Source organism: Shinella sedimenti, assembly GCF_022601905.1.
Taxonomy (GTDB): domain Bacteria; phylum Pseudomonadota; class Alphaproteobacteria; order Rhizobiales; family Rhizobiaceae; genus Shinella; species Shinella sedimenti.
The window spans coordinates 12,695-31,606 of the sequence record NZ_JAKVIN010000009.1 but is presented as its reverse complement, the minus strand read 5'-3'; the positions used below and the strand labels follow the sequence as shown (position 1 = coordinate 31,606).

Below are 18,912 nucleotides of genomic sequence, written 5' to 3'. Positions count from 1 at the left end.
CCGTCACTTGTATTCGATCTCGATGAAGCTCATCGGCTTGTCACCGCCATTGACGACATTGTGCGCCACGCCCGCCTCGCGCCGATAGACGGCACCGGCTTTCGTGGGCACGCGCCGCTCGCCCGTCTCATCCTCGATCAGGAAATCGCAATCCGTCATCGGCACGACGACATAGCCGAGGCCATGGACATGATGGCCGGTATCGGCACCCGGCTCGAAATCCCACCGCGTGACACGCACCAGCGCATCGTCAAGAAGAACGGTGGGGACGGCCGGCGGACGGGCGCGGAACTGGGACATGAGGGCTCCTTGCGGAATTGGATGTCGGGACGGAAAAACGCACAGACGCGCTCACACGCGAAGCCGTGCAGGTCGGGCCGACACAAATCCTATCGCCCGTCACCAGTCCTTGCCAAGCACCAAGCTCGCACCGCCGTGCAAATCCCGCTACTCGGCACAAGATAATCGCAGAAAAGCAGAACATAAGCATTGTCCACGCCCCCCCGCTTTGCTATCAGGCTCCCGCAAGTTGGGGCGTCGCCAAGCGGTAAGGCACCGGTTTTTGGTACCGGCATTCCCAGGTTCGAATCCTGGCGCCCCAGCCACGCTGCCTTTCTATATATTTTTCAATTACTTACGCGGTTCGTCCTTAAGGAAACCGGAACAGTTTTCCGCATCATTTTTCCGGATCACTATGGGTAGGTCCGGTTGCTCAGCGTTGCATCCCCTCTGGGGCGCCGAACTTCGATCGATCAACCTGCTGCTATACCTCTCGCCGTGCCGATCAAGCCGGCTGGAACGTCGCATTCGGTATTCCCTAGCTGAAAGTCACGGGTCGAAACAATGCTTTACAGCATCGTCGACTGACACGGGTGGATACCATCCGAGCGAGTGGCAGGTCGGTGTCACATCCACCTGAAGGCTATCCGTTAGGCGGGCTATGAGGTCTTGGCGGCCGGTGAGCAGGCCGAGGCCACGCAAGAGGGGGAGGGGGATTGGGATGTTTCTTGGGCGGCGGCCTGCGGCATGGGTCAATTGCGTGAGCAGTTCATGCGTGGAGAGGTCTTGGCCGTCGCTTGCCAGGAACAGCCGATTTGTCGCGTCGGGGTGATCCAGCACGGTGATCAGGAGGTCGCAGAGATTGGCGACGTAGATGAAGGAGCGCTTGTTTTTGACAAGCGGGAAGATCGAAGGGCCGCCACTGGCGGCCCATTTCATCAGACTGCGGAAATTGCCGCGGACGCCAGGGCCGTAGACAAGCGGAGGGCGGACGATCGTGATCTCCAATCCGGTCTGCCGGCCCAGCGCCATCAGCGCCGCTTCGGCCTCGGCTTTCGAGATGCCGTAGGGATCTTGCGGATTGGGTGGGTTGTCGGCAGTGAACGGCTTTCCGGGCTCGGTCCGCTCACCGTTCACCTTGATCGAACTGACGAAGACGAAGCGCCGGACACCGGCCTCGGCGGCCTGGCGTGCGAGGTTGAGTGTCGCCTCGACATTGGCCTCGCGAAACACGGCAAGCGGGTTCGCGGCCGTCTCGCGCATGACATGAACGCGTGCCGCGAGGTGAACGATGGTATCGATGCCTTGAAGGCATTCGTGCCAGTCCATGTCGGGGCCGTAGGAAGGCACCGTAATCAGGCCCGGCGTCGCGCCCCGCGTGATACCCCGGGCGGGCAATCCTCGCCGCGCCATCTCGGCCATGAGATGGGACCCTACAAATCCCGATGCACCAGTGACCAGCGTCATTCCCATCGGAGGTCTGTTCTGTATTTGCAGTTAGCCATGGGCGACTGTCTGTTCCGGAAGGTCGTCTGCCGTAATCAGGGCAAACAGGAGTTTCCTGGCCTGCTCTTCGTCTTCAGCGAGGATCGCCTGTTCGAGATCGCGAAGCCAGGCAGACATATCGTAGCGGGCGATCGCTGCCGAATCTGCGCGCATGATCTTCGGATGGTGGGTCTGCTTGGCGTTGCTGCGATCATAGAACAGCTCCTCGAAGAGCTTTTCTCCCGGGCGCTTGCCGATTACCTCGATGGCGATGCCGCTGTCGGGATTCTTGCTGTCTCTGACTTGGAAGCCGGCGAGCCGGATCATGTTCTTCGCGAGATCGCCAATGCGCACGGGTTCGCCCATGTCCAACAGGAAGACGTCGCCACCGGCTGACAGCGCGCCGGCCTGTACGATCAATTCAGCGGCTTCGGGGATTGCCATGAAATAGCGGGTCATGTCCGGATCAGTGATCGTTACCGGGCCGCCCTTGGCGATCTGTTCCTTAAAGAGCGGCACCACCGAGCCGTTCGACCCGATCACATTGCCGAACCGGACGGCGCAGAAGACCTGCCCTTCCGACTTCGCATGCGCTTCGGTCGCCATCTGCCGGACGATGAGCTCGGCCCAACGCTTCGTCGCCCCCATCACGTTGGTCGGTCGCACGGCCTTGTCGGACGAGATTAGCACGAAGCTTTCGACCTTCCGCTCCGCGGCGACGGTGGCGACAGTCAGCGTGCCGAAGACGTTGTTGCGAATCCCTTCGAGCACATTCGCCTCGACGAGCGGAACATGCTTGTGGGCTGCGGCATGATAGAGAACCTGGGCGCCGTGGCTGCGGATGGCCCGGTCCACCGTCATGGCGTCCGTCACGGAGCCGAGAACCGGAACGATCGGCAGTTCCCCGACGGTCAGCAGCTCCTGCTCGATCCGGTAGAGCGCATATTCGCTCGCTTCGAACAGGATGAGCTTTTCCGGCTTCCGGCGGATGATAAGGCGACAGAGCTCCGAGCCGATGGAGCCGCCGGCGCCCGTGACCATGACGACCTTGCCGGTGAGCGCCCGGTCGAGCAGTTCATTGTCTGCGGGCACGAAGGAGCGGCCGAGCAACTCGTCGATCTCGATTTCGCGAATCTGGCTGACGATGTAGCGGCCGTCGACCAGATCGGAAATGTCAGGCAGGCTGCGCACTTTCACGCCCAGCTCCGTCACGCGCTCGAGCACTGCTTGCCGCTGGGCCATCGGGATGGCCGACATGCTGAGGATGATCTCCTTGATCCCGTAGCGGTCGATCAGCGACGGCAGGTCACCGGACGGAAAGACGCGATAACCGCCGATATCGCGGCCTTGGTTGGAGGGGTCGTCGTCGATCAGGCCCATGACGTAGCGGTTGCCGTGGCCCTTCAGGGCGCGGGCGAGCTGTGCCGCCGTCGGCCCCGCCCCGTAGATGAAGACCGGTTCCTCGTCGCGTCGAAGGCCCGTGCCGGACATCAGGACCCACTTTGCGGCAAAGCGCATGCCGCCGATCAGAAGTGTTCCAAGAACGAAATAGAAGAAGGGAACGGAGCGGGGTACGATGCCCTGACCGGCCATCTCCATCAGGAAGATGATGATGACCCAGCTCATCGTGGCGATCAGCATCGCCTTGAGAATGGTCCATATCGCGGCTTCCGGCAGATAGCGGATCACGGACCGGTAGAGGCCCATCCGGATGAACACGGGGATGGCGACGAGAGGAGCAATGGCGGCAAGAAACAGGCGCTCGCTCGTGATTGCCGGCGTCCATACCGAAAGCCGGATCGCGTAGCTTGCCCAGATAGCGAACAGCAGCGCGCCGGTGTCGAGTGATATCATCAGGACCCGTTTCCAGAAACGGGGCGTGCTGATGATACTTTCCCTCAGGCGCCTGACCAGGGACTGGTCGATCCGATCGGAAGTTAACATGATCCTGCCAATGTACTCGCTAATGTTGGATACCGGCCGCGCCGACCACTTTTATGGCCGTCATGGCCAGAATGCGCAAATCGAAAAGAAAGCTGCGCCGTTCCAGATATTCTGCGTCCAGCTTGACCTTATCCGGGATCGTCAGATCGTCCCGCCCATTAACCTGAGCCCAGCCTGTGAGCCCAGGCGGCAGCAGATGCACATTCTTCGCAGTGCGCGCGGCGATAAGATCGTCCTGGTTGAAAAGTGCAGGGCGGGGGCCGACGACGCTCATCTCTCCCTTGAGGATGCACCAGAGCTGCGGAAGCTCGTCCAGGCTGGTCTTGCGCAGGAAGCTGCCGATCGGCGTAAGATGCCGGGCGGGATCACCGAGAAGGTGGGTGGCAACGACGGGCGTATCGATCCGCATCGTACGGAACTTCGGCATCCAGAACAGGCTGTTGTCGCGGCCGACACGCTGCGACCAGTAGAGCGCCGGTCCCTTGGATGTGGCACGCACGGCAAAGGCGATCACCGCCAGAGGCAGGATGAGGACAGCCAGCGCGAGGAGTGCGAGGACGACATCGAAAGCACGCTTCAAGAACATTGGTAACAGCCTCGCCTGAAATCGCGGACAATTTCTGCGTGGATAGGCCAAATTCATCCCGACCGCCAGCGCCATAAAATATGAATCGTTCAGGTTTCCGCTGACGCTTGTTGGGTGTTCGCGGTGAAGGAAGGACGCCTGGAGCGAGGAGGGGGAACGTAGCGATCCCGGAGATCGGCCGTCTGGCCCAACTAAGTTGGAAGAGGCTATGCCGAGTGCCGGGGCCTGATCAATGCCCGTAGGAGACGCTTAGCCACTCGGCTCGGCTCCGCCACGGCGCCATCGGCTGCCGAGCGAATCTCATGGAGCCAATCTTGCTCCGCATTCGTCATGGGCGTGCCAAGCATGCGCTCGAAGAGGCAAATTGCCTTCTCGTCGTAAAACTGGCGCGCGGCCAGGCGGAAGAGTTGCCTCGCGTCGCAACCCAGAGCCGTGGCAACCTCCTCGACACGATCAAGCGGGAGCTTCGCGTAACCGCCCATGACCATCTGGAAGATGCGGTCCCCCAGAACGCCTTCTTCGTGCGCAGGTGCCTGCAACTCCACAAGGTGCATCTTGAGGAAACCAATCAGCGTGGTGGTACTGTCAGTCATTGATATTGCTCCAGCAGTTTCATGCGATAACTGATTTATAGCGTGAGAAGCATGGGGTCGCTGAGCTCCCGCTGGCCTGGGGCAAGAACCCTTCTGATTGAGACATCGCGATCAGAGAGTGATGTGCCGCTTGATCAGCTCCATGACGAGATCGCCGTGAAACTGGGCAAGGCACATCAAGAGGACTTCTCGCTCGTCGAGCTCGAGGACCTCCGCAACGTCGAAAACCTGCCAAAGAGGCAGATTGGAATAACCCCGTAGATAGCTGGTGAATGCCGAAGTCTTCGTAAAACCGGTCGCCCTCATGAATTCGGATCTATCAACGCCCAGTTCCTCAATCCGATCCTCGATCAGCCGGGCTAATGCTATCCTCGCTTCGACCCTAGACATTAGCCATCCTTCTGAGTCCCTGCTGTTTGGACGCCTTCGGCTTCTTGCTCCAGCTCCGAATCATCGCATTGACCCGTGGCTGAACCCGACGGCGAGCCTCCCGGCGGTCCATGCCGGACAGAAGCAATGCGTCGTAATCTGTCATCTCGTGTCTGAGAAAGGTCTGCATCGTGATGCCGACCACCATGCCAAGTGACGCGTTCCGCCAATCTCGGTCAGCGATCTTTTGGGCGAAATATGAGACAGCGAAATCGGGGCAGCCCGGATGATGTTGTCGAATGTGCCGCTCGACACTAGTGCATGAGAACTTGGTCATGTGAGGCTCCATCAATTGGGAGCTCTCTTTTTAAGAGGAGTAGTTTTTCAGAGTAAAATAAGCAGCCGCTTACTTCTTGTTGGTTATCAACAGTATTCTGTGGTTGTGGTCAGAAAATTTTGATTTTAGTTTAAGTGGAAGGGCTTGGTTAGAAACGAGTAGTGATGAAGCTCGGACTCGCGAAGTCGTAGAAGGGGGAGGCTTTGTGATAGGGATGCCTTTAGTGCTGGCGAAATGCGGGCGACCTATCCTCCCATGCCGCGCTTCGGCAATCTCTCGCAACTTGCGTTGAGTCATAACGTTTATATTCCCGTCAATGAACCTTTACCTTTGTCAAGGTTGAGGATGGAAACGACGAAAAACAGCTTTTTTGTGCAGGGTGGATGTAAAGGTCTGCCGTCGTGCAGACCTGCGTTTCTCGCGTTAACCTTGACATAGCTTTACATTAAATTGACAAAAATGCCGGAATTTCAATTTTTCCTTGAAATGTAAAGGTTGGGAAATTTTACTCATGGACAAGAACCCGCCGCAGGCTCACAAGAGCATGATTATTATCTGCGTACAGCGGATAGTCCGTCATCAATAGAACGCGATCTCGATCGCCCGCATGCCCTCGCGGCTCCAAAGCTCGGCCAGGCCGGGTCGGAAACATATTTGCAGATACGCGCCTGACGAGGCTGTCTGTATGTAGCTATTGCTTGCCACACCATTTTGCCAATGCCGGATGCCAGGTGATTTCTGCGGAAGGATGATTTCGGGCCGCTACGAGCGGCTCGTTTCAGAGGAGCCTTGAAACCTCGAGGCCTTTTCCTGAGAACTGAAAATTTTACGCCGAGCCTCCTCATAAACCTGGCCGGCAGGGGGGCCGGCCAGGTCTGGATCTTTATCAGACGGCAATTGCCGAGAGTTCACGCCGCACGCGAGTCACGTCATCTGCCATCTCATAGTCGAAGGCTGCGTTCTCGAGCTGGTAGCGGATACGGTCGACGACTGCGATAGCGGCGTTGACGTTGCCACGATGGATCTTCTGTTCGTCGGTCAGCTCGTCCCAGTCGTCCTCCTCGTGGACGCGGTTACCGCGGCTGTCGCGCTCAACGATTTCTCCCCTGTTAACATCCGGATAGTGGTCAGCGATCTCCCGGAGCGCCGCAGCTTCCGGAGGATCGCTGTCATCGACCTGACGAGCGAGAAGCAGATAGAGTTCCCTAATAGAGTAGACCATCCCCGCAGAGCCCGTCTTCTTTGCGACCTCTTCCGGGTAGGGAAGAATGAAGCAGGCGCAATTCATGGTGGGAACGAGAAGTTCGGACATGTTGAAAATCCTTGTCGAATACTAAGGCCCGGCACCGTGCCGGGAGCCTCGTTCACACGGCCAGGCTTGCATGTTCCTGGCTGACATTGCCCCGTTGACGTGCTGCATCGCGGTCGCTTTCCGCTTCTTCATCTCGACCTCCATTTTCTTGTGCCTCCACTTATAGCGGTCCGCCTGAGCAACTGCATCGAAAGTCCAAATTTTTTGCCATCAAGAGGCAAGGACGCTTGATGCCTGCCCGCAGTAGAGCCGGGAGGCTCCTCCGCTTTGTCTTCGAAACTGGAATCAGCCTAACGACGTCAACGACAGCACTGATGGATTGCGAGGAACGACGTTGACACACGAGGTCACCCTTTATCGGGAAAAAGGCAACAAGGATCCGGTGCTTCTCACATATGTCGAGAAGGCGCTTAGGAGCTCACAGGCGCGCCTGGTCAATCGGACGGCGCTTACCCCTCTGATCGATCTTGGAGCTTACCAGTGCCGCGCTGTGCCAGACTGGATCGATGTCCGCATCGAGCTCAACCGCCCGAGTCAATTCTGGTGGGTAAACAAGCACATCGAGAAACTTACCGGCCGTAGAGAGCACGTCGTTCCGTTCGATGAGGGACCAGGTGGCGCCGCATCGGTCTTTTTCGTCCGCTTTCAGGAGCCGAACTTCACGTTGGTCCGCAAGGTTCTGAAAGAGATCGAAGACAAGCATGGCTTTGCCACCTCTCCGATCGTGACTGCTATCGAGATCAGCATCGATTTCTACCCGGTCAGGCCAAGCGAGGAAGCGCGAGCACGTATGCACGGTGTGTTGGTGCGGCACTTCTTTCCAACAACCCGTGTCTTGAAGAACAACAGGACATGGCCGCGGTTCATGCCCGGGCTTATGAAGAGAACGGACTACGCGATAAGCCGTAACGATAACGATAGCGGCCTTGACATCGGAGGTCGCATGACGCCTGGAATGGATCGTCAGGCTCTCTACGGTTCGACGTACTATGTCGGCGAACGCGACGACCCGCGAGCCTTCTGGCGCATTCAGAACAAGGTGCTCGACAAGCAAAACAAGGCTGCAGGCACTCGGGATGAGCTGCCGGATGACAAGAAGCGAGTCCGGATCGAGGTGGCTTTGGGCGAAGAGGGCTGCCGGGAAATAGGGCTGGAACGATTCAGCGATCTTGAGACATTGAGATTCACGCGGCTGCAGAAAGGCTTCTTCCAGTTCATGAAGCCGACTTTCGCGATCGTGCGGCCAAGGGTTGATCGACCCGGCTCCTCGGCGGTTCGACGGAAGGTCGAGGAATACCGGAAGGAAAGGTTCTTGAACGCAGGTGTGCTCGGGCTCCAGATTCGCGAAGACGCGAGAGAAGAGCTGCGAGCGCTGGAAATGCCAAACATCAGAAGGTGGCACGGGAGAAACGGAAGCAAGGTGCCGGCTAAGATGAGAGCAGGCGCGGGCGCGTATGGAACGATGGTCGCGTACGAAGAGCTGACGAGGATGGTCGAGCGGGCGCTGGCTGGGCTTCAGAGGAGGGTGAGGAAGGAGATGGGGGTGTGAGGGGTGTGTGTAGTGGTGCTGATGGATAGCAAGTTATTAGGTGCTGACGATAGGGTGGGCGCCTGACGCCGCAGTATGATAATTTCTCGGTAAAGAAAGCGGCCAACGTCGCGGGGAAATTCGGGAAAAATATGCCATGATCAGCAGAGAGATGTGCCGATAGACGATCACATCCAGAAGCTCGGGCGGCCCACGAGCATCTCTCGTCGCCGCTTGCAATGGCAGGGCGCAGGTTCGGCAATCGTGGCTCTGTTGCGCTGATCAGCTAGTATAGTGCTGGCAAGTGGCGAGTAGCTGGCTATGAGGCACGCCTTTATCCGCCTTCGCAGTTCGGAAAAGTGCCACTATCACTCGTGAATGTATTGACACGCGCGTGCCAGGCATTACCGGAAGAAGCACAAAGCGGCTCAATTTTAGGAATTCTGATGAAATTCGGTACCAGTGGACTTCGCGGCCTTGTGGCGGACCTTCAGGGCCACGCATCGGCTCTTTATGCCACCGCCTTTGCAAGCCATCTGCTGGGCACTGGATTGGCGAGATCCGGGGATCGCATCTTCGTTGCCGGAGACTATCGACCCTCCAGCCCCGACATTGCTGCTACATGCATCGGAGCGCTCGCTCGCGCCGGCCTCAAACCTATCAATTGTGGCGCGATCCCGACGCCGGCGCTGGCGCTCCATGCCATGTCGAATGGCTGCGCCTCGCTGATGGTTACCGGCTCGCATATTCCGGCCGATCGCAATGGTATTAAGTTCTATCGGCCGGATGGCGAGATCGATAAGGCGGATGAAATTGAAATCACCCGTATCGCCGCTGAGATGAACGACAAGATCGTCGATCTAACACCCGGCATCGCGCCGAACGAGGAACGCGAGGCTCTCGAGCTTTTCCTGTCGCGCAATGGCGCGGTTTTGCCATCCGCAGCTCTTTCTGGCCTGAAGATCGGCGTCTACCAGCACAGCACCGTAGCCCGCGACGGTCTTGTTGATGTCGTTGCAGGATATGGTGCCGAGGTGGTGCCACTTGGACGGTCTGACCTCTTCATTCCCGTCGATACAGAAGCCGTGTCGTCGCAAACGATCGAATTTCTACGTGCATGGGCGATGGAGCATGACTTGGACGCCATCGTTTCCGCCGACGGAGATGGAGATCGGCCGCTGGTGGCCGATGAAGCGGGCACGCCGCTGAGGGGCGATCTGCTGGGCCTCATCGTTGCACGTTTCCTCGATGCCGAGGTCGTCGTCACACCGGTGACGTCTAATTCCGGCATCGAGAGGGCTGGGAGCTACCGTGTTACTCGCACCAGAGTTGGCTCGCCCTTCGTCATCGAAGGCATGGACCGGGCAAGGGCCGCCGGAGAGGCAGCGGTTATGGGCTTTGAAGCAAACGGTGGCGTGCTGACACAATCGGATTTTGTTGTCGCAAATAAAACGCTCACCGGCCTTCCCACCCGTGATAGTTTCCTGCCCATTCTGGCGACGCTGTTTTTGACCAGGCAGCAAGGCAAACCGCTTTCGGAAGTCGCCGCCAGTTTTCGGCTACCGGTGGCAACTGCGGATCGGCTTGAGAACTTCGCTGTCGAGACCAGTTCGGCGCTGATGGCGTATCTGCGGTCGTCTCCCGAAAATCTGTCCACGTTCCTTGCGACGCTCGGTGATGTCGAATCCGTCAGTGACATAGATGGCCTGCGTGTCACTTTCGCCGATCAATCGATTGTCCATCTGCGCCCCTCCGGCAACGCGCCGGAAATGCGCTGCTACGTCGAAGCCAAGGATGACTCATCTGCCTCCGCGCTTCTCGACAAAGGTCTTTCTCTTGTTCGCAATTGGGCTATCACGCAGTAGCTTGATTGCCTATTAGAGACCGAAACCCTACAACCGCGAGCCATCTGACCCTCGGAGACTTTTATGAGCCAGAAAATCATCCCCGTCATTATGGCCGGTGGCAAGGGTACGCGCCTTTGGCCGCTGTCTCGGTCGAATGCGCCGAAACAGTTCATCCAGGTGGTAGATGAAAAGACTCTGTTTCAGGAAACGCTGGAACGTGTGGCAGACGCATCTGTCTACGAGGCGCCGGTCGTCATCACCAATCAGGATTTTCGCTTCACGGTGGCTGAGCAGGCCCGCGAAGTCGGTGTCGATCTTTCCGCAATCATCCTGGAACCTGTGGCACGCAATACGGCAGCTGCCATTGCGGCTGCCGCATTCCATTTGAAGGCGAAGTTCGGGGATGATGCCATCCTCCATCTTCTTGCTTCCGACCACGAGATCGATCCCCGCAAGGACTGGAATGAGGCGATCGCGCTGGCCCGCCAGACAGCCGCATCCGGCAAGATCGTTACCTTCGGTATCAAGCCGACCGAGCCGGCCACCGGCTACGGCTATATTGAGCAGGGCGAACCGCTTTCCACTGGTGCACACCAGGTCAAGCGTTTCGTCGAAAAGCCGCAACTGGCTGTTGCCGAAGAAATGCTGGCAGCCGGCGGGTTCTTCTGGAACTCTGGTATTTTCATGTGCCGGACCGATTTGCTTCTGAGCGAACTGGAAGCCTTCGCGCCCGCCGTACACGACGCGGCGGGGGTTGCCGTCGCGAAGGCGGCAGTGGATCTCGATTTCGTTCGCCTCGACGAGGAGAGTTTCCAGGCGAGTCCCGATATCTCCATCGATTATGCGGTGATGGAAAAGACATCGAATGCCGCGGTCGTTACCTCGGCTTTCGCATGGTCGGATCTTGGCAGCTGGGATGCGGTATGGAAGCTTGGTGAGAAAGATGACAACGGCAATGTCGTTATCGGTCATGCCACTGTCATGAACACGGAGAACTCGCTCGTCCTATCGCGTGCCTCCCATCTTGCCGTCCAGGGCCTGAAGGATGTCGCTGTCGTCGCTAGCGAGGACGCCGTCTATGTTGGCCGTCTCGATGAGGCACAGGAAGTCGGTAAACTGGTCAAGTACCTCGCTAAGTCGAAGGAAACTTCGAGCCTGACAGAGACCCACCCGACCTCCTATCGTCCTTGGGGTGGTTACACCTCGCTGTTGAACGGCGATCGCTTCCAGGTGAAGCGCCTGTTCGTTCTGCCGGGGAAGAAGCTCTCGCTGCAGAAGCATTTCCACCGCTCGGAGCACTGGATCTGCGTCAAGGGCACGGCGGAAGTCACTGTTGGCGACAAGGTCATGTTCGTGCGCGAAAACGAATCCGTCTACATTCCCCAAGGCGATCTGCACAGGCTCTATAACCCCGGCAAGATCATGCTGGAGATGATCGAGGTGCAGACCGGCTCTTATCTCGGTGAGGACGATATCGTCCGTGTTTCCGATGAGTTCGGACGCGGCTAATCGCCAACTCTGGGGTATAGCGCCATCATCTAGGGCGATGGCGCTATACCCGTTTGAATTCGAGAGGCTTGAAATGCGCGTTCTTCATGTCTTCAAGACCTATTATCCGGATTCGTTCGGCGGTGTTGAACGAACTATCCATGCCATCGCGAAGGGGGCATTGGCGTACGGCATCGAGTCCGACGTGCTGTCGCTCAGCCGCGATCCGGTTACCAATACTGTCGAATTCGACGGTCACATGGCATATAAGGCAAAGCTCAATCTTGAATTCGCCTCCACTGGCTTTTCGTGCGACGCCTTCTCGAAATTTAAGGACCTCAGCGCCAAAGCCGATGTAGTTCACTACCATTTTCCTTGGCCGTTCATGGATCTGTTGCATCTTATGCATCCGCCAGGAAAGCCAACGGTCGTCACGTATCATTCCGACATAGTGAAGCAAAAGCTGCTGCTGCAGCTCTACAAGCCATTGATGCACCGCTTTCTATCAAGCGTTACGCGAATTGTTGCGACCTCGCCGAATTATCTCGAAAGCAGCAAAGTGCTGCAGCGATACCGTGACAAGACGGAAATTATCCCGATCGGCTTAGATGAAGCAGACTATCCGCGCGCGTCTCGGATACTAAAGAATAGTTGGGCGGCCCGCTTACCCAAGCGTTTCTTCCTATTTGTCGGCGTGCTGCGGTACTACAAGGGTCTACATACGTTGATCGAAGCGGCAAAGAACGTGGATGCAGGCATCCTAATCGCGGGGAAGGGGCCAATGGAAGGGGAGTTGAGGGCGCAAGCCGTAAGTGCTGGCCTGACCAATGTGAAGTTCCTCGGCGCCGTCAATGACCTCGACAAAGCGGCCTTGCTGGAGCTTTGCACGGCGTTCGTGTTCCCGTCACAACTCAGGTCGGAAGCCTATGGGCTGTCGCTGGTAGAGGCTGCAATGTTTGGAAAGCCGATGATTAGTTGCGAGATTGGGACAGGGACGAGTTTTGTTAACAAGGACGGAGAGACTGGGATAATTGTGGCACCGAACAACCCGGCAGCTTTGGCGACCGCCATGAAAAATATCTCAACCGACACCGCATTACAGAGTTTCTATAGCCTAAATTCAAAGCGCTGGTACTCTCAGAGACTGCGTGCGAGCAAAATGTCCGGTCTGTATGCAGCCCGCTATCGGACTTTAGTCGAGCACGGGGCGTCTAGCACTACTTTGGCAGATTTGTGATTTTCCTCGCGGTTATATAGCAGCGACAGCGTGGACATTGGAGTAGAGGCGCGCAAGATAGACAATCGATGATTGTCTATCTTGCGCGGAATGTTAGCTCTGGCTCAAGCTCGATGATACTAGGATTCAATTGGCGTGGTTTTCTCTGGAGAATCAGGGCCATGCAGAGCCGATTTCGACTTTCTGATCTGATCCCCGCTGCATTCAACGTTAAAGCAGTGCGGCCGGCGCGATTGCTGTCGCAGTATCTGGCCGGTCAGAACAATACAGATGCCCCACTGTGGAACCTGTTCATAGTCGCCATCCTCGAACAATTGCCTGTGTTTCGGCGTAGAATATTGACCCCTCCGGCGGGGTGATCGGCGTCCAATTTTGGCTCTGACTCAGTTTTGATGCAGTTGTGACGATGCTGCGTTGCTGGTTTCCAAAGGAATCAGCCTGATGAGCACCAACTTTCGCCCCTCTGATTTGGTACCGGCTGGTTTCGTCGCCGAACGCATCACCCACATTGACGATGAGACCTGCATCTTGCTTTCCCGTGCCGGCGCTACCGCGTCATGTCCGGCATGCGGACGAATGTCACGAACGGTTCGAAGTCGCTATTGCCGCCAGGTGGCCGACCTCCCTCTGTCAGGAAGGCGCGTCAGGCTTCTCGTCCGCACGCGGAGGTTCACCTGTGACGCGGTGCTCTGCGGCAGGCAGATATTCGCCGAGCGGTTCGGCGATGTGCTGCCTCCTTACGCCAGACGAACCGGGCGTCTCGAGCATCTCGTCCACCATCTGGCCCTCGCGCTTGGAGGACGCCCGGCGGCGCGTTTTGCACAGCGGCTCATGCTTCCCGTCAGCAACGACACCTTGCTCCGCGTCATCCGCAGGCAAGGGTCACCGCCATCGATCCCACCGTCAGTGATCGGCATCGATGACTGGGCCTGGCAGCGCAATCATCGCTATGGCACGATCGTATGTGACCTGGAGCGTCGGCGACCGATCCGTCTACTACCGGACCGTGAGCCAGCGACGGCAGAGGCCTGGTTGCGGGGAAATCCCCAAATCCAGATTATTGCTCGTGACCGCGGCGGCGCTTACGGGCTGGCGGCGGCAAAGGCGTTGCCCGATGCAGTACAGGTCGCTGATCGATGGCATCTGATGGAAAATGCCAGTCGTGCGTTCCTGGACGCTGTCCGCAAATCGATGCGGCAAATCCGCAAGACACTCGGTGCAACGCGAGTCAATCCCAAGCTACTGACCGCGGCCGAACGCCTTCAATATCAAGGCTATCTCCGGCGCGAACAGACCAACGCGGTCATCATGGCGTTCGCAAAGGACGGTGCTACGATAAAGGAAATCGTGCGCCGTACCGGGCATAGCCGTGGCTTGGTCCGCCAAGTGCTCAGGGGACAACGCAACGACGTCTTTCGGTCAAGAGAAAGTTCGTTGGAGAACTATCTCGGATGGCTCGACGCGCAATGGGCTGCTGGCAAGCGGAACGCTACTGAGCTGTGGCGGCGATTGAGAATACAGGGCTTTCGTGGTTCGCGCCGGGTCGTGAGTGAATGGGCAACACGACGGAAGCGGGCCGACAAGGCAGATGCGGAAACGTTGAACCGCATTCCCTCCGCCCGAACGATTGCCCGCCTTTTGACAACCAACAGAGACAATCCGACGAAATCCGAGACCGTCACCATCGCTGCAATAGAAGGCGGTGTTCCCTTGCTGATTAAAGCTCGCGACATCATCGCCGACTTCCATCGCATGATCCGGCGCAAGGCGGAAAACGAACTCGCGCCGTGGATCGATCGCGCTCGCGAAAGTCTGGTTGCCTCCTTTGCCAATGGCGTCGCGAAAGACATACAGGCAGTCAGAGCAGCGATCGTCTCACCGTGGTCGAACGGACAAACTGAGGGGCAGATCACCAAGCTCAAGCTGGTGAGGCGCCAGATGTACGGTCGCGGAAAGCTTGATCTGCTTCAAGCCCGCCTGATCGGGGCGACGTGAGGGAATTGCACCAAATCTGCGTCAGAGCCAAAATTCCGAGCCGATTGACATCGAACTTTAGGACCTTGCAGGCCCGTCGGATCGATATGCCCCAATCCACCAGCATTCCGTCGATCAGCTTGCGCTTCCGGACAGGCCTCAGAGCTTTCGGCGGATGACGTCCTGGAGCATCTCACGGTCGAGGGCCAGATCGGCGACGATCTTCTTGAGCCTGGAATTCTCATCTTCCAGTACCTTCAATCGGCGCATCTCGTCGGGTAGCAGGCCCGCATACTTCTTGCGCCAATTGAAATACGTCGCCTAGCTGATCCCTGCCTTCCGGCAGATCTCTGCCACCGGCACACCATCGTCACCCTGCTTCAAAATGAACGCCTTCTGGGCGTCCGAAAACTTCGATGCCTTCATGCTTCCGCTCCTTTTCCCAGCCGGGAAATTACCGCGGAAAACTCCAGTTATGAACGGTCCAGTTTTTGGGGATCAGAGCACACAACCGCCCGGTCCTAGTCTTGCCCTTGCCTGGCTCCAGAACTGGAACGGGCGTGTCATCACCGTGAAGTCGATGGCCAGCGAACACATGGTCTCGAAGCTTCGCCAGCAGCGGTTCCAGCAATGTGCTGGCCTTGCCGATCCAGTCGGCCATGGTCGAGCGGGAAAGATCGACGCCTTCCCACGCGTAAATCTCGGATTGGCGATAGAGAGGCAGGTGATCGCAATATTTGGCGATTAGCACGTGGGCGACCAGACCCGGTCCCGGCTTGCCTCGTTCGATGGGCAGCGACGGCATCTCGGCCCGGACTTGCCTATCGCAGCCCTTGCAGGTGAAGCGCGGCTGGATATGGCGCACGACACGGAACGAGGCCGGCACGTAGTCGAGAACCTCGCTGACGGTCTCGCCTGAACGGATGAAGTCGGAGCCGCCACAGACCGGGCATGCGCAAGTTGCCTGGTGCGTCACGTCATGGCGTGGCAGATGATCGGGCAATGGCTGGCGGCTCGGCTTGGCTTTTGCCGGACCGGTAATCGACGATGATGCCGGGGCCATGGCCATGGCTTCCGCAGTCTCGATGTCTTCCAGCGCCAGTTCGAGCTGCTCGACGGCGCGGTCCATCTTCTCGGACGACGAGCCGAACCGTGCCCGCTTGAGAACAGCAAGCTGCGCCTTCAACTTGTCGATCAGGGTGTCGCGGGATTGAAGCTTTCGAGCCTGTTCAGCCAGTGGATCTGCCTGCGCAGCGATAATGGCTCGCAATGCATCGACGTCATTCGGCAGGTTCGAATGGCCTTCTTCCATGCCAAAATCTATACCCGATTTGGCGTCAGAATACCACCTATCTGTCTGTAAAGATTGGCCTCTACTCTACGCAACTCGTGTCGACGCAGAGGTCCAGGCGGGTCGCCGCCAGTCGATACCTTCCCACAACATCGACAACCGCGCTGTTGTCGGCCGGGCCGTGCCGTCGGTCGCAGATGGCCAGGGAAAGCGGCCTTTCTCCAGCACCTTGTAGTAGCGGAAAAATCCCTGGCCATCCCAAAACAGCAGCTTGATGCGATCACTACGGCGGCCTCGAAACGCGAAAACCGAACCCGACGCAGGCTTCTGGCGGAGCGACGATTGCACCAATGACATCAGGCCGTCGATCCCTTTGCGCATGTCCGTCTCACCGCAGGCGAGATAGACGCGCACATTTGCGCCTGGCGCGATCATGCGTCTTCAACCGAGCAGATCAGTGCCTTCAGGACATCAGGCTCAATGTTGGCTTCCACCTTCAAGACGCGACCGCCCTTGCAGCCGATCTCGATCCGTGTGGGCCGTGCCGAGCGCTTTGTGGTAGGCTTTGTCCACGGGTGCCGGACGCTCAGCCTCGTCGCTCGATGGCGTCGCGATGAATGCGACCGGCAGGAAAGAAACCACTGGCCCAGCCTGATCCGCAGCAAACTTCCGTCGCTAGGTCTAAATCTGCTGGGTTTGATATCGTGTCGTCGAGCGACGTCGGCGATCCTGGCATCCGGGTTCGCCGCCTCTTGCAGTATCGAAAGCTTCTCGTCGTCGGACCAATCACGCCGACGCTCGACGCCTGTCAAAATCTCCATGCGGCCCATAGCTCATCCCTGATGACGTCTCTAATGACGGAATTAGTGACGTAACTTCAGGTGTTCGTCGGAAATCTCAAAGGCAGCTTCACCGGACGCTTACCCATCATCTGCGATCTTGAACGCCGAAGGGCAATCGCATTGCTGCCCGACATGGAACAGGCGACCGCCGAGGTCTGGCTGGTCCAGCAGCCCAGATCGATATCGTCGCAAGGGACAGTGGTGGTGGCAATGCGCAGGCCGTCGCACAAGCCCTCCCACACGCCGATCAGGTCGCCGACCGTTGGCATCTAATGGAAAACGCCAGTCACGTCTTTCTTGACGCCGTTCGGAAATCGCGCACCGAACCGAGTATAGCCGGAAGCTAGTTAACAGTGGCGTCATGGTCAACTGATCGACATTATCCGGTCTGGCAACCCCCCCTCTCGAACCGAACCTACCTCGGTTTGAAACTCAATGAGATGCTGGATTGTGTAATGGTACCGAACTGCGGCGGCAGCTTCGGCTGGCTGGTTTTGGCGGAGGCCGCCGTGTTGTCGCCGAATGGGCAACGAGACGAAGGCGGGCAGAAAAGGCTGAAAGCGGCTCGGTCATCGTAACTTCCGGTCTATAACCCGCTCGAAGACAGCGCGAAGGCTCGATGAATGATTGGAGGCCGCCAAGAACAGTCTGGCCGGGCCGTTCGCCGACGGTGTGGAAAAGGACTTCGACGCTGTAAGAAACGCGATTATCTCACCGTGATCAAATGGACAAACGGAGGACCAGATCACACGCTTGAAACTCTTTAAACGCCAGATGTACAGGAGAGCAAAGCTCGATCTGCTGCAAGCGCGATCGATCGGCACATGGTAGAGCGGCTCACCAGCAAATGTGCGTCAGAGCCAGTTCTCAGTGGCAATCAACAGTATTGCTGGCATATTCGCTCGAAAACTGAAAATGGCCGTGTGAATTCTACCGTTGAGCACCGTTAAAACGGTAGGATTACCCATATCACTTGCAAATCCGGTTGATTTACGGGCATATAGCATCCGATCAGTTCACGCTGGGCAACCGTGTTTCCCGTCAATGTGCAACAAGTTCGACGGAGTCGGATATTGATGAGACTCAACCCTGTAAGTTCGATTCAAAGGTTGCGGTTTCCAACGCATATGTGGGCAAACACGATAAAGATAGTTCAAAGTCGAGAATAGAATGATTGGTCGAGAAAAACTTGTAGAAAACCCTTTTGATCAGGGCTTCTTTGTGAGCGATGAATTGCGTAAATTCGGCTTTGCATCAGTCGGCGAGAATGTCTTAATATCAAAGCGGGCCACTATTATCGGATTGAAAAATATTTGGATCGGAAATGATGTAAGAATTGATGATTATGCAGTTATCACTGCATATGGTGGAAGCTTGTTCTTGGGAAATTATATCCATATTGGTAGCTTTTCGTTTCTTGGCTGTCGCGGGGGTGTTGTTTTAGAAGATTTTTCTGGATTGTCTCAAGGCGCGAAAGTCTATTCGGCGTCTGACGATTATACAGGTGGGGCCCTCACTAATCCTACGGTGCCCGCAGAATATACAAATGTCAAAACGTCTCAGGTTCTGCTGCGGCGGCATGTTATAGTTGGTGCTGGAACGGTTATACTGCCCGGAGTAGAGTTAAAAGAGGGGGTCAGTGTCGGTGCGCAGTCTCTTGTAACCAAGAATCTTGATGCGTGGGGGGTGTATGCGGGTCGGCCTGCATCATTTCTTAGAAAGAGAAAAATGGATTTGTTGGAGGCGGAGAAAAATCTAAAGCTTCACTTAGATGAAGACAAAAAGAAAAATTCAATGTGA

Annotated in this window: 17 protein-coding genes, 1 tRNA gene and 2 pseudogenes; 8 read left to right on the top strand and 12 right to left on the bottom strand. The window is 57.2% G+C overall.

Annotation, left to right across the window (positions count from 1 at the left end; translation table 11 throughout):
• Positions 1-3: 3 nt before the first annotated feature.
• Positions 4-300: a cupin domain-containing protein gene (locus MKI86_RS19965; protein WP_241604615.1), complete on the bottom strand. Its 297-nt coding sequence runs from the start codon at positions 298-300 to the stop codon at positions 4-6.
• Between the two features lie 230 nt (positions 301-530).
• Between MKI86_RS19965 and MKI86_RS19960 the strand changes: the two genes are divergently transcribed.
• Positions 531-605, top strand: a tRNA-Gln gene (locus tag MKI86_RS19960).
• Between the two features lie 223 nt (positions 606-828).
• Here the strand turns inward: MKI86_RS19960 and MKI86_RS19955 are convergent.
• From MKI86_RS19955 to MKI86_RS19925, 7 genes are all read right to left on the bottom strand, one after another.
• Positions 829-1,752, bottom strand: a complete 924-nt coding sequence (locus MKI86_RS19955) for an NAD-dependent epimerase/dehydratase family protein (protein WP_241604613.1) — start codon at positions 1,750-1,752, stop codon at positions 829-831.
• A 24-nt stretch (positions 1,753-1,776) separates the two neighbouring features.
• On the bottom strand, positions 1,777-3,618 hold the full coding sequence (locus MKI86_RS19950; RefSeq protein WP_241604610.1) for a nucleoside-diphosphate sugar epimerase/dehydratase: 1,842 nt from the start codon (positions 3,616-3,618) through the stop codon (positions 1,777-1,779).
• Positions 3,619-3,727: 109 nt separating this feature from the next.
• Complete coding sequence (locus MKI86_RS19945) at positions 3,728-4,294, bottom strand: sugar transferase (protein ID WP_241604608.1); 567 nt, start codon at positions 4,292-4,294, stop codon at positions 3,728-3,730.
• Between the two features lie 206 nt (positions 4,295-4,500).
• Positions 4,501-4,887 carry a hypothetical protein gene (locus MKI86_RS19940; RefSeq protein ID WP_241604606.1) on the bottom strand — a complete coding sequence of 129 codons (387 nt, stop codon included), beginning with the start codon at positions 4,885-4,887 and terminating at the stop codon, positions 4,501-4,503.
• A 111-nt stretch (positions 4,888-4,998) separates the two neighbouring features.
• A complete protein-coding gene (locus MKI86_RS19935; protein WP_241604604.1) occupies positions 4,999-5,277 on the bottom strand; it encodes a hypothetical protein in 279 nt (92 codons plus the stop codon).
• Entirely contained in the window at positions 5,270-5,593 is a 324-nt protein-coding gene (locus MKI86_RS19930) for a DUF2293 domain-containing protein (protein WP_241604602.1), read from the bottom strand. The genes MKI86_RS19935 and MKI86_RS19930 overlap by 8 nt, the downstream gene beginning before the upstream one ends.
• An 886-nt stretch (positions 5,594-6,479) precedes the next feature.
• Positions 6,480-6,905 carry a hypothetical protein gene (locus tag MKI86_RS19925; RefSeq protein WP_241604600.1) on the bottom strand — a complete coding sequence of 142 codons (426 nt, stop codon included), beginning with the start codon at positions 6,903-6,905 and terminating at the stop codon, positions 6,480-6,482.
• A 334-nt stretch (positions 6,906-7,239) separates the two neighbouring features.
• On the opposite strand from MKI86_RS19925, the gene MKI86_RS19920 reads away from it, so the two are divergent.
• The 5 genes from MKI86_RS19920 (at position 7,240) to MKI86_RS19900 (ending at position 15,000) form a co-directional block, all read left to right on the top strand.
• Positions 7,240-8,454, top strand: a complete 1,215-nt coding sequence (locus MKI86_RS19920; protein WP_241604598.1) for a P-loop NTPase family protein — start codon at positions 7,240-7,242, stop codon at positions 8,452-8,454.
• 425 nt (positions 8,455-8,879) lie between these two features.
• A complete protein-coding gene (locus tag MKI86_RS19915) occupies positions 8,880-10,298 on the top strand; it encodes a phosphomannomutase (RefSeq protein ID WP_241604595.1) in 1,419 nt (472 codons plus the stop codon).
• 63 nt (positions 10,299-10,361) lie between these two features.
• Positions 10,362-11,789: a mannose-1-phosphate guanylyltransferase/mannose-6-phosphate isomerase gene (locus MKI86_RS19910; RefSeq protein ID WP_241604593.1), complete on the top strand. Its 1,428-nt coding sequence runs from the start codon at positions 10,362-10,364 to the stop codon at positions 11,787-11,789.
• Positions 11,790-11,862: 73 nt separating this feature from the next.
• Positions 11,863-13,005 (top strand): glycosyltransferase, encoded by a 1,143-nt coding sequence (locus MKI86_RS19905; RefSeq protein WP_241604591.1) that lies wholly within the window; start codon positions 11,863-11,865, stop codon positions 13,003-13,005.
• A 441-nt stretch (positions 13,006-13,446) separates the two neighbouring features.
• The gene (locus MKI86_RS19900; protein ID WP_241604589.1) at positions 13,447-15,000 is read left to right on the top strand and encodes an ISL3 family transposase; all 1,554 of its coding nucleotides are present in this window, start codon (positions 13,447-13,449) and stop codon (positions 14,998-15,000) included.
• Between the two features lie 49 nt (positions 15,001-15,049).
• Here the strand turns inward: MKI86_RS19900 and MKI86_RS19895 are convergent.
• The 4 genes and pseudogenes from MKI86_RS19895 to MKI86_RS23925 form a co-directional block, all read right to left on the bottom strand.
• A pseudogene (locus tag MKI86_RS19895) lies at positions 15,050-15,405 on the bottom strand (transposase); the annotation flags it as partial.
• Positions 15,406-15,433: 28 nt separating this feature from the next.
• The gene (tnpC, locus tag MKI86_RS19890; RefSeq protein WP_241604587.1) at positions 15,434-16,291 is read right to left on the bottom strand and encodes an IS66 family transposase; all 858 of its coding nucleotides are present in this window, start codon (positions 16,289-16,291) and stop codon (positions 15,434-15,436) included.
• Positions 16,292-16,357: 66 nt separating this feature from the next.
• Positions 16,358-16,705, bottom strand: a complete 348-nt coding sequence (gene tnpB, locus MKI86_RS19885) for an IS66 family insertion sequence element accessory protein TnpB (RefSeq protein ID WP_241604585.1) — start codon at positions 16,703-16,705, stop codon at positions 16,358-16,360.
• Positions 16,702-17,091, bottom strand: a complete 390-nt coding sequence (locus MKI86_RS23925; protein ID WP_370880035.1) for a transposase — start codon at positions 17,089-17,091, stop codon at positions 16,702-16,704. Before MKI86_RS23925 ends, tnpB begins: the two co-directional genes overlap by 4 nt.
• A gap of 105 nt (positions 17,092-17,196) precedes the next feature.
• On the opposite strand from MKI86_RS23925, the pseudogene MKI86_RS23920 reads away from it, so the two are divergent.
• Positions 17,197-17,429: pseudogene (locus tag MKI86_RS23920) on the top strand (transposase); the annotation flags it as partial.
• 853 nt (positions 17,430-18,282) lie between these two features.
• Positions 18,283-18,912, top strand: coding sequence for an acyltransferase (locus MKI86_RS19875; protein WP_241604581.1), 630 nt, complete (start codon positions 18,283-18,285; stop codon positions 18,910-18,912).

Excerpts from the sequence above, each read along its gene's own strand:
- MKI86_RS19965 (WP_241604615.1), bottom strand. The coding sequence starts at position 300 with ATGTCCCAGTTCCGCGCCCGTCCGCCGGCCGTCCCCACCGTTCTTCTT.
- MKI86_RS19955 (WP_241604613.1), bottom strand. The coding sequence starts at position 1,752 with ATGGGAATGACGCTGGTCACTGGTGCATCGGGATTTGTAGGGTCCCAT.
- MKI86_RS19950 (WP_241604610.1), bottom strand. The coding sequence starts at position 3,618 with ATGATATCACTCGACACCGGCGCGCTGCTGTTCGCTATCTGGGCAAGC.
- MKI86_RS19945 (WP_241604608.1), bottom strand. The coding sequence starts at position 4,294 with ATGTTCTTGAAGCGTGCTTTCGATGTCGTCCTCGCACTCCTCGCGCTG.
- MKI86_RS19940 (WP_241604606.1), bottom strand. The coding sequence starts at position 4,887 with ATGACTGACAGTACCACCACGCTGATTGGTTTCCTCAAGATGCACCTT.
- MKI86_RS19935 (WP_241604604.1), bottom strand. The coding sequence starts at position 5,277 with ATGTCTAGGGTCGAAGCGAGGATAGCATTAGCCCGGCTGATCGAGGAT.
- MKI86_RS19930 (WP_241604602.1), bottom strand. The coding sequence starts at position 5,593 with ATGACCAAGTTCTCATGCACTAGTGTCGAGCGGCACATTCGACAACAT.
- MKI86_RS19925 (WP_241604600.1), bottom strand. The coding sequence starts at position 6,905 with ATGTCCGAACTTCTCGTTCCCACCATGAATTGCGCCTGCTTCATTCTT.
- MKI86_RS19915 (WP_241604595.1), top strand. The coding sequence starts at position 8,880 with ATGAAATTCGGTACCAGTGGACTTCGCGGCCTTGTGGCGGACCTTCAG.
- MKI86_RS19910 (WP_241604593.1), top strand. The coding sequence starts at position 10,362 with ATGAGCCAGAAAATCATCCCCGTCATTATGGCCGGTGGCAAGGGTACG.
- MKI86_RS19905 (WP_241604591.1), top strand. The coding sequence starts at position 11,863 with ATGCGCGTTCTTCATGTCTTCAAGACCTATTATCCGGATTCGTTCGGC.
- MKI86_RS19900 (WP_241604589.1), top strand. The coding sequence starts at position 13,447 with ATGAGCACCAACTTTCGCCCCTCTGATTTGGTACCGGCTGGTTTCGTC.
- tnpC (WP_241604587.1), bottom strand. The coding sequence starts at position 16,291 with ATGGAAGAAGGCCATTCGAACCTGCCGAATGACGTCGATGCATTGCGA.
- tnpB (WP_241604585.1), bottom strand. The coding sequence starts at position 16,705 with ATGATCGCGCCAGGCGCAAATGTGCGCGTCTATCTCGCCTGCGGTGAG.
- MKI86_RS23925 (WP_370880035.1), bottom strand. The coding sequence starts at position 17,091 with ATGGAGATTTTGACAGGCGTCGAGCGTCGGCGTGATTGGTCCGACGAC.
- MKI86_RS19875 (WP_241604581.1), top strand. The coding sequence starts at position 18,283 with ATGATTGGTCGAGAAAAACTTGTAGAAAACCCTTTTGATCAGGGCTTC.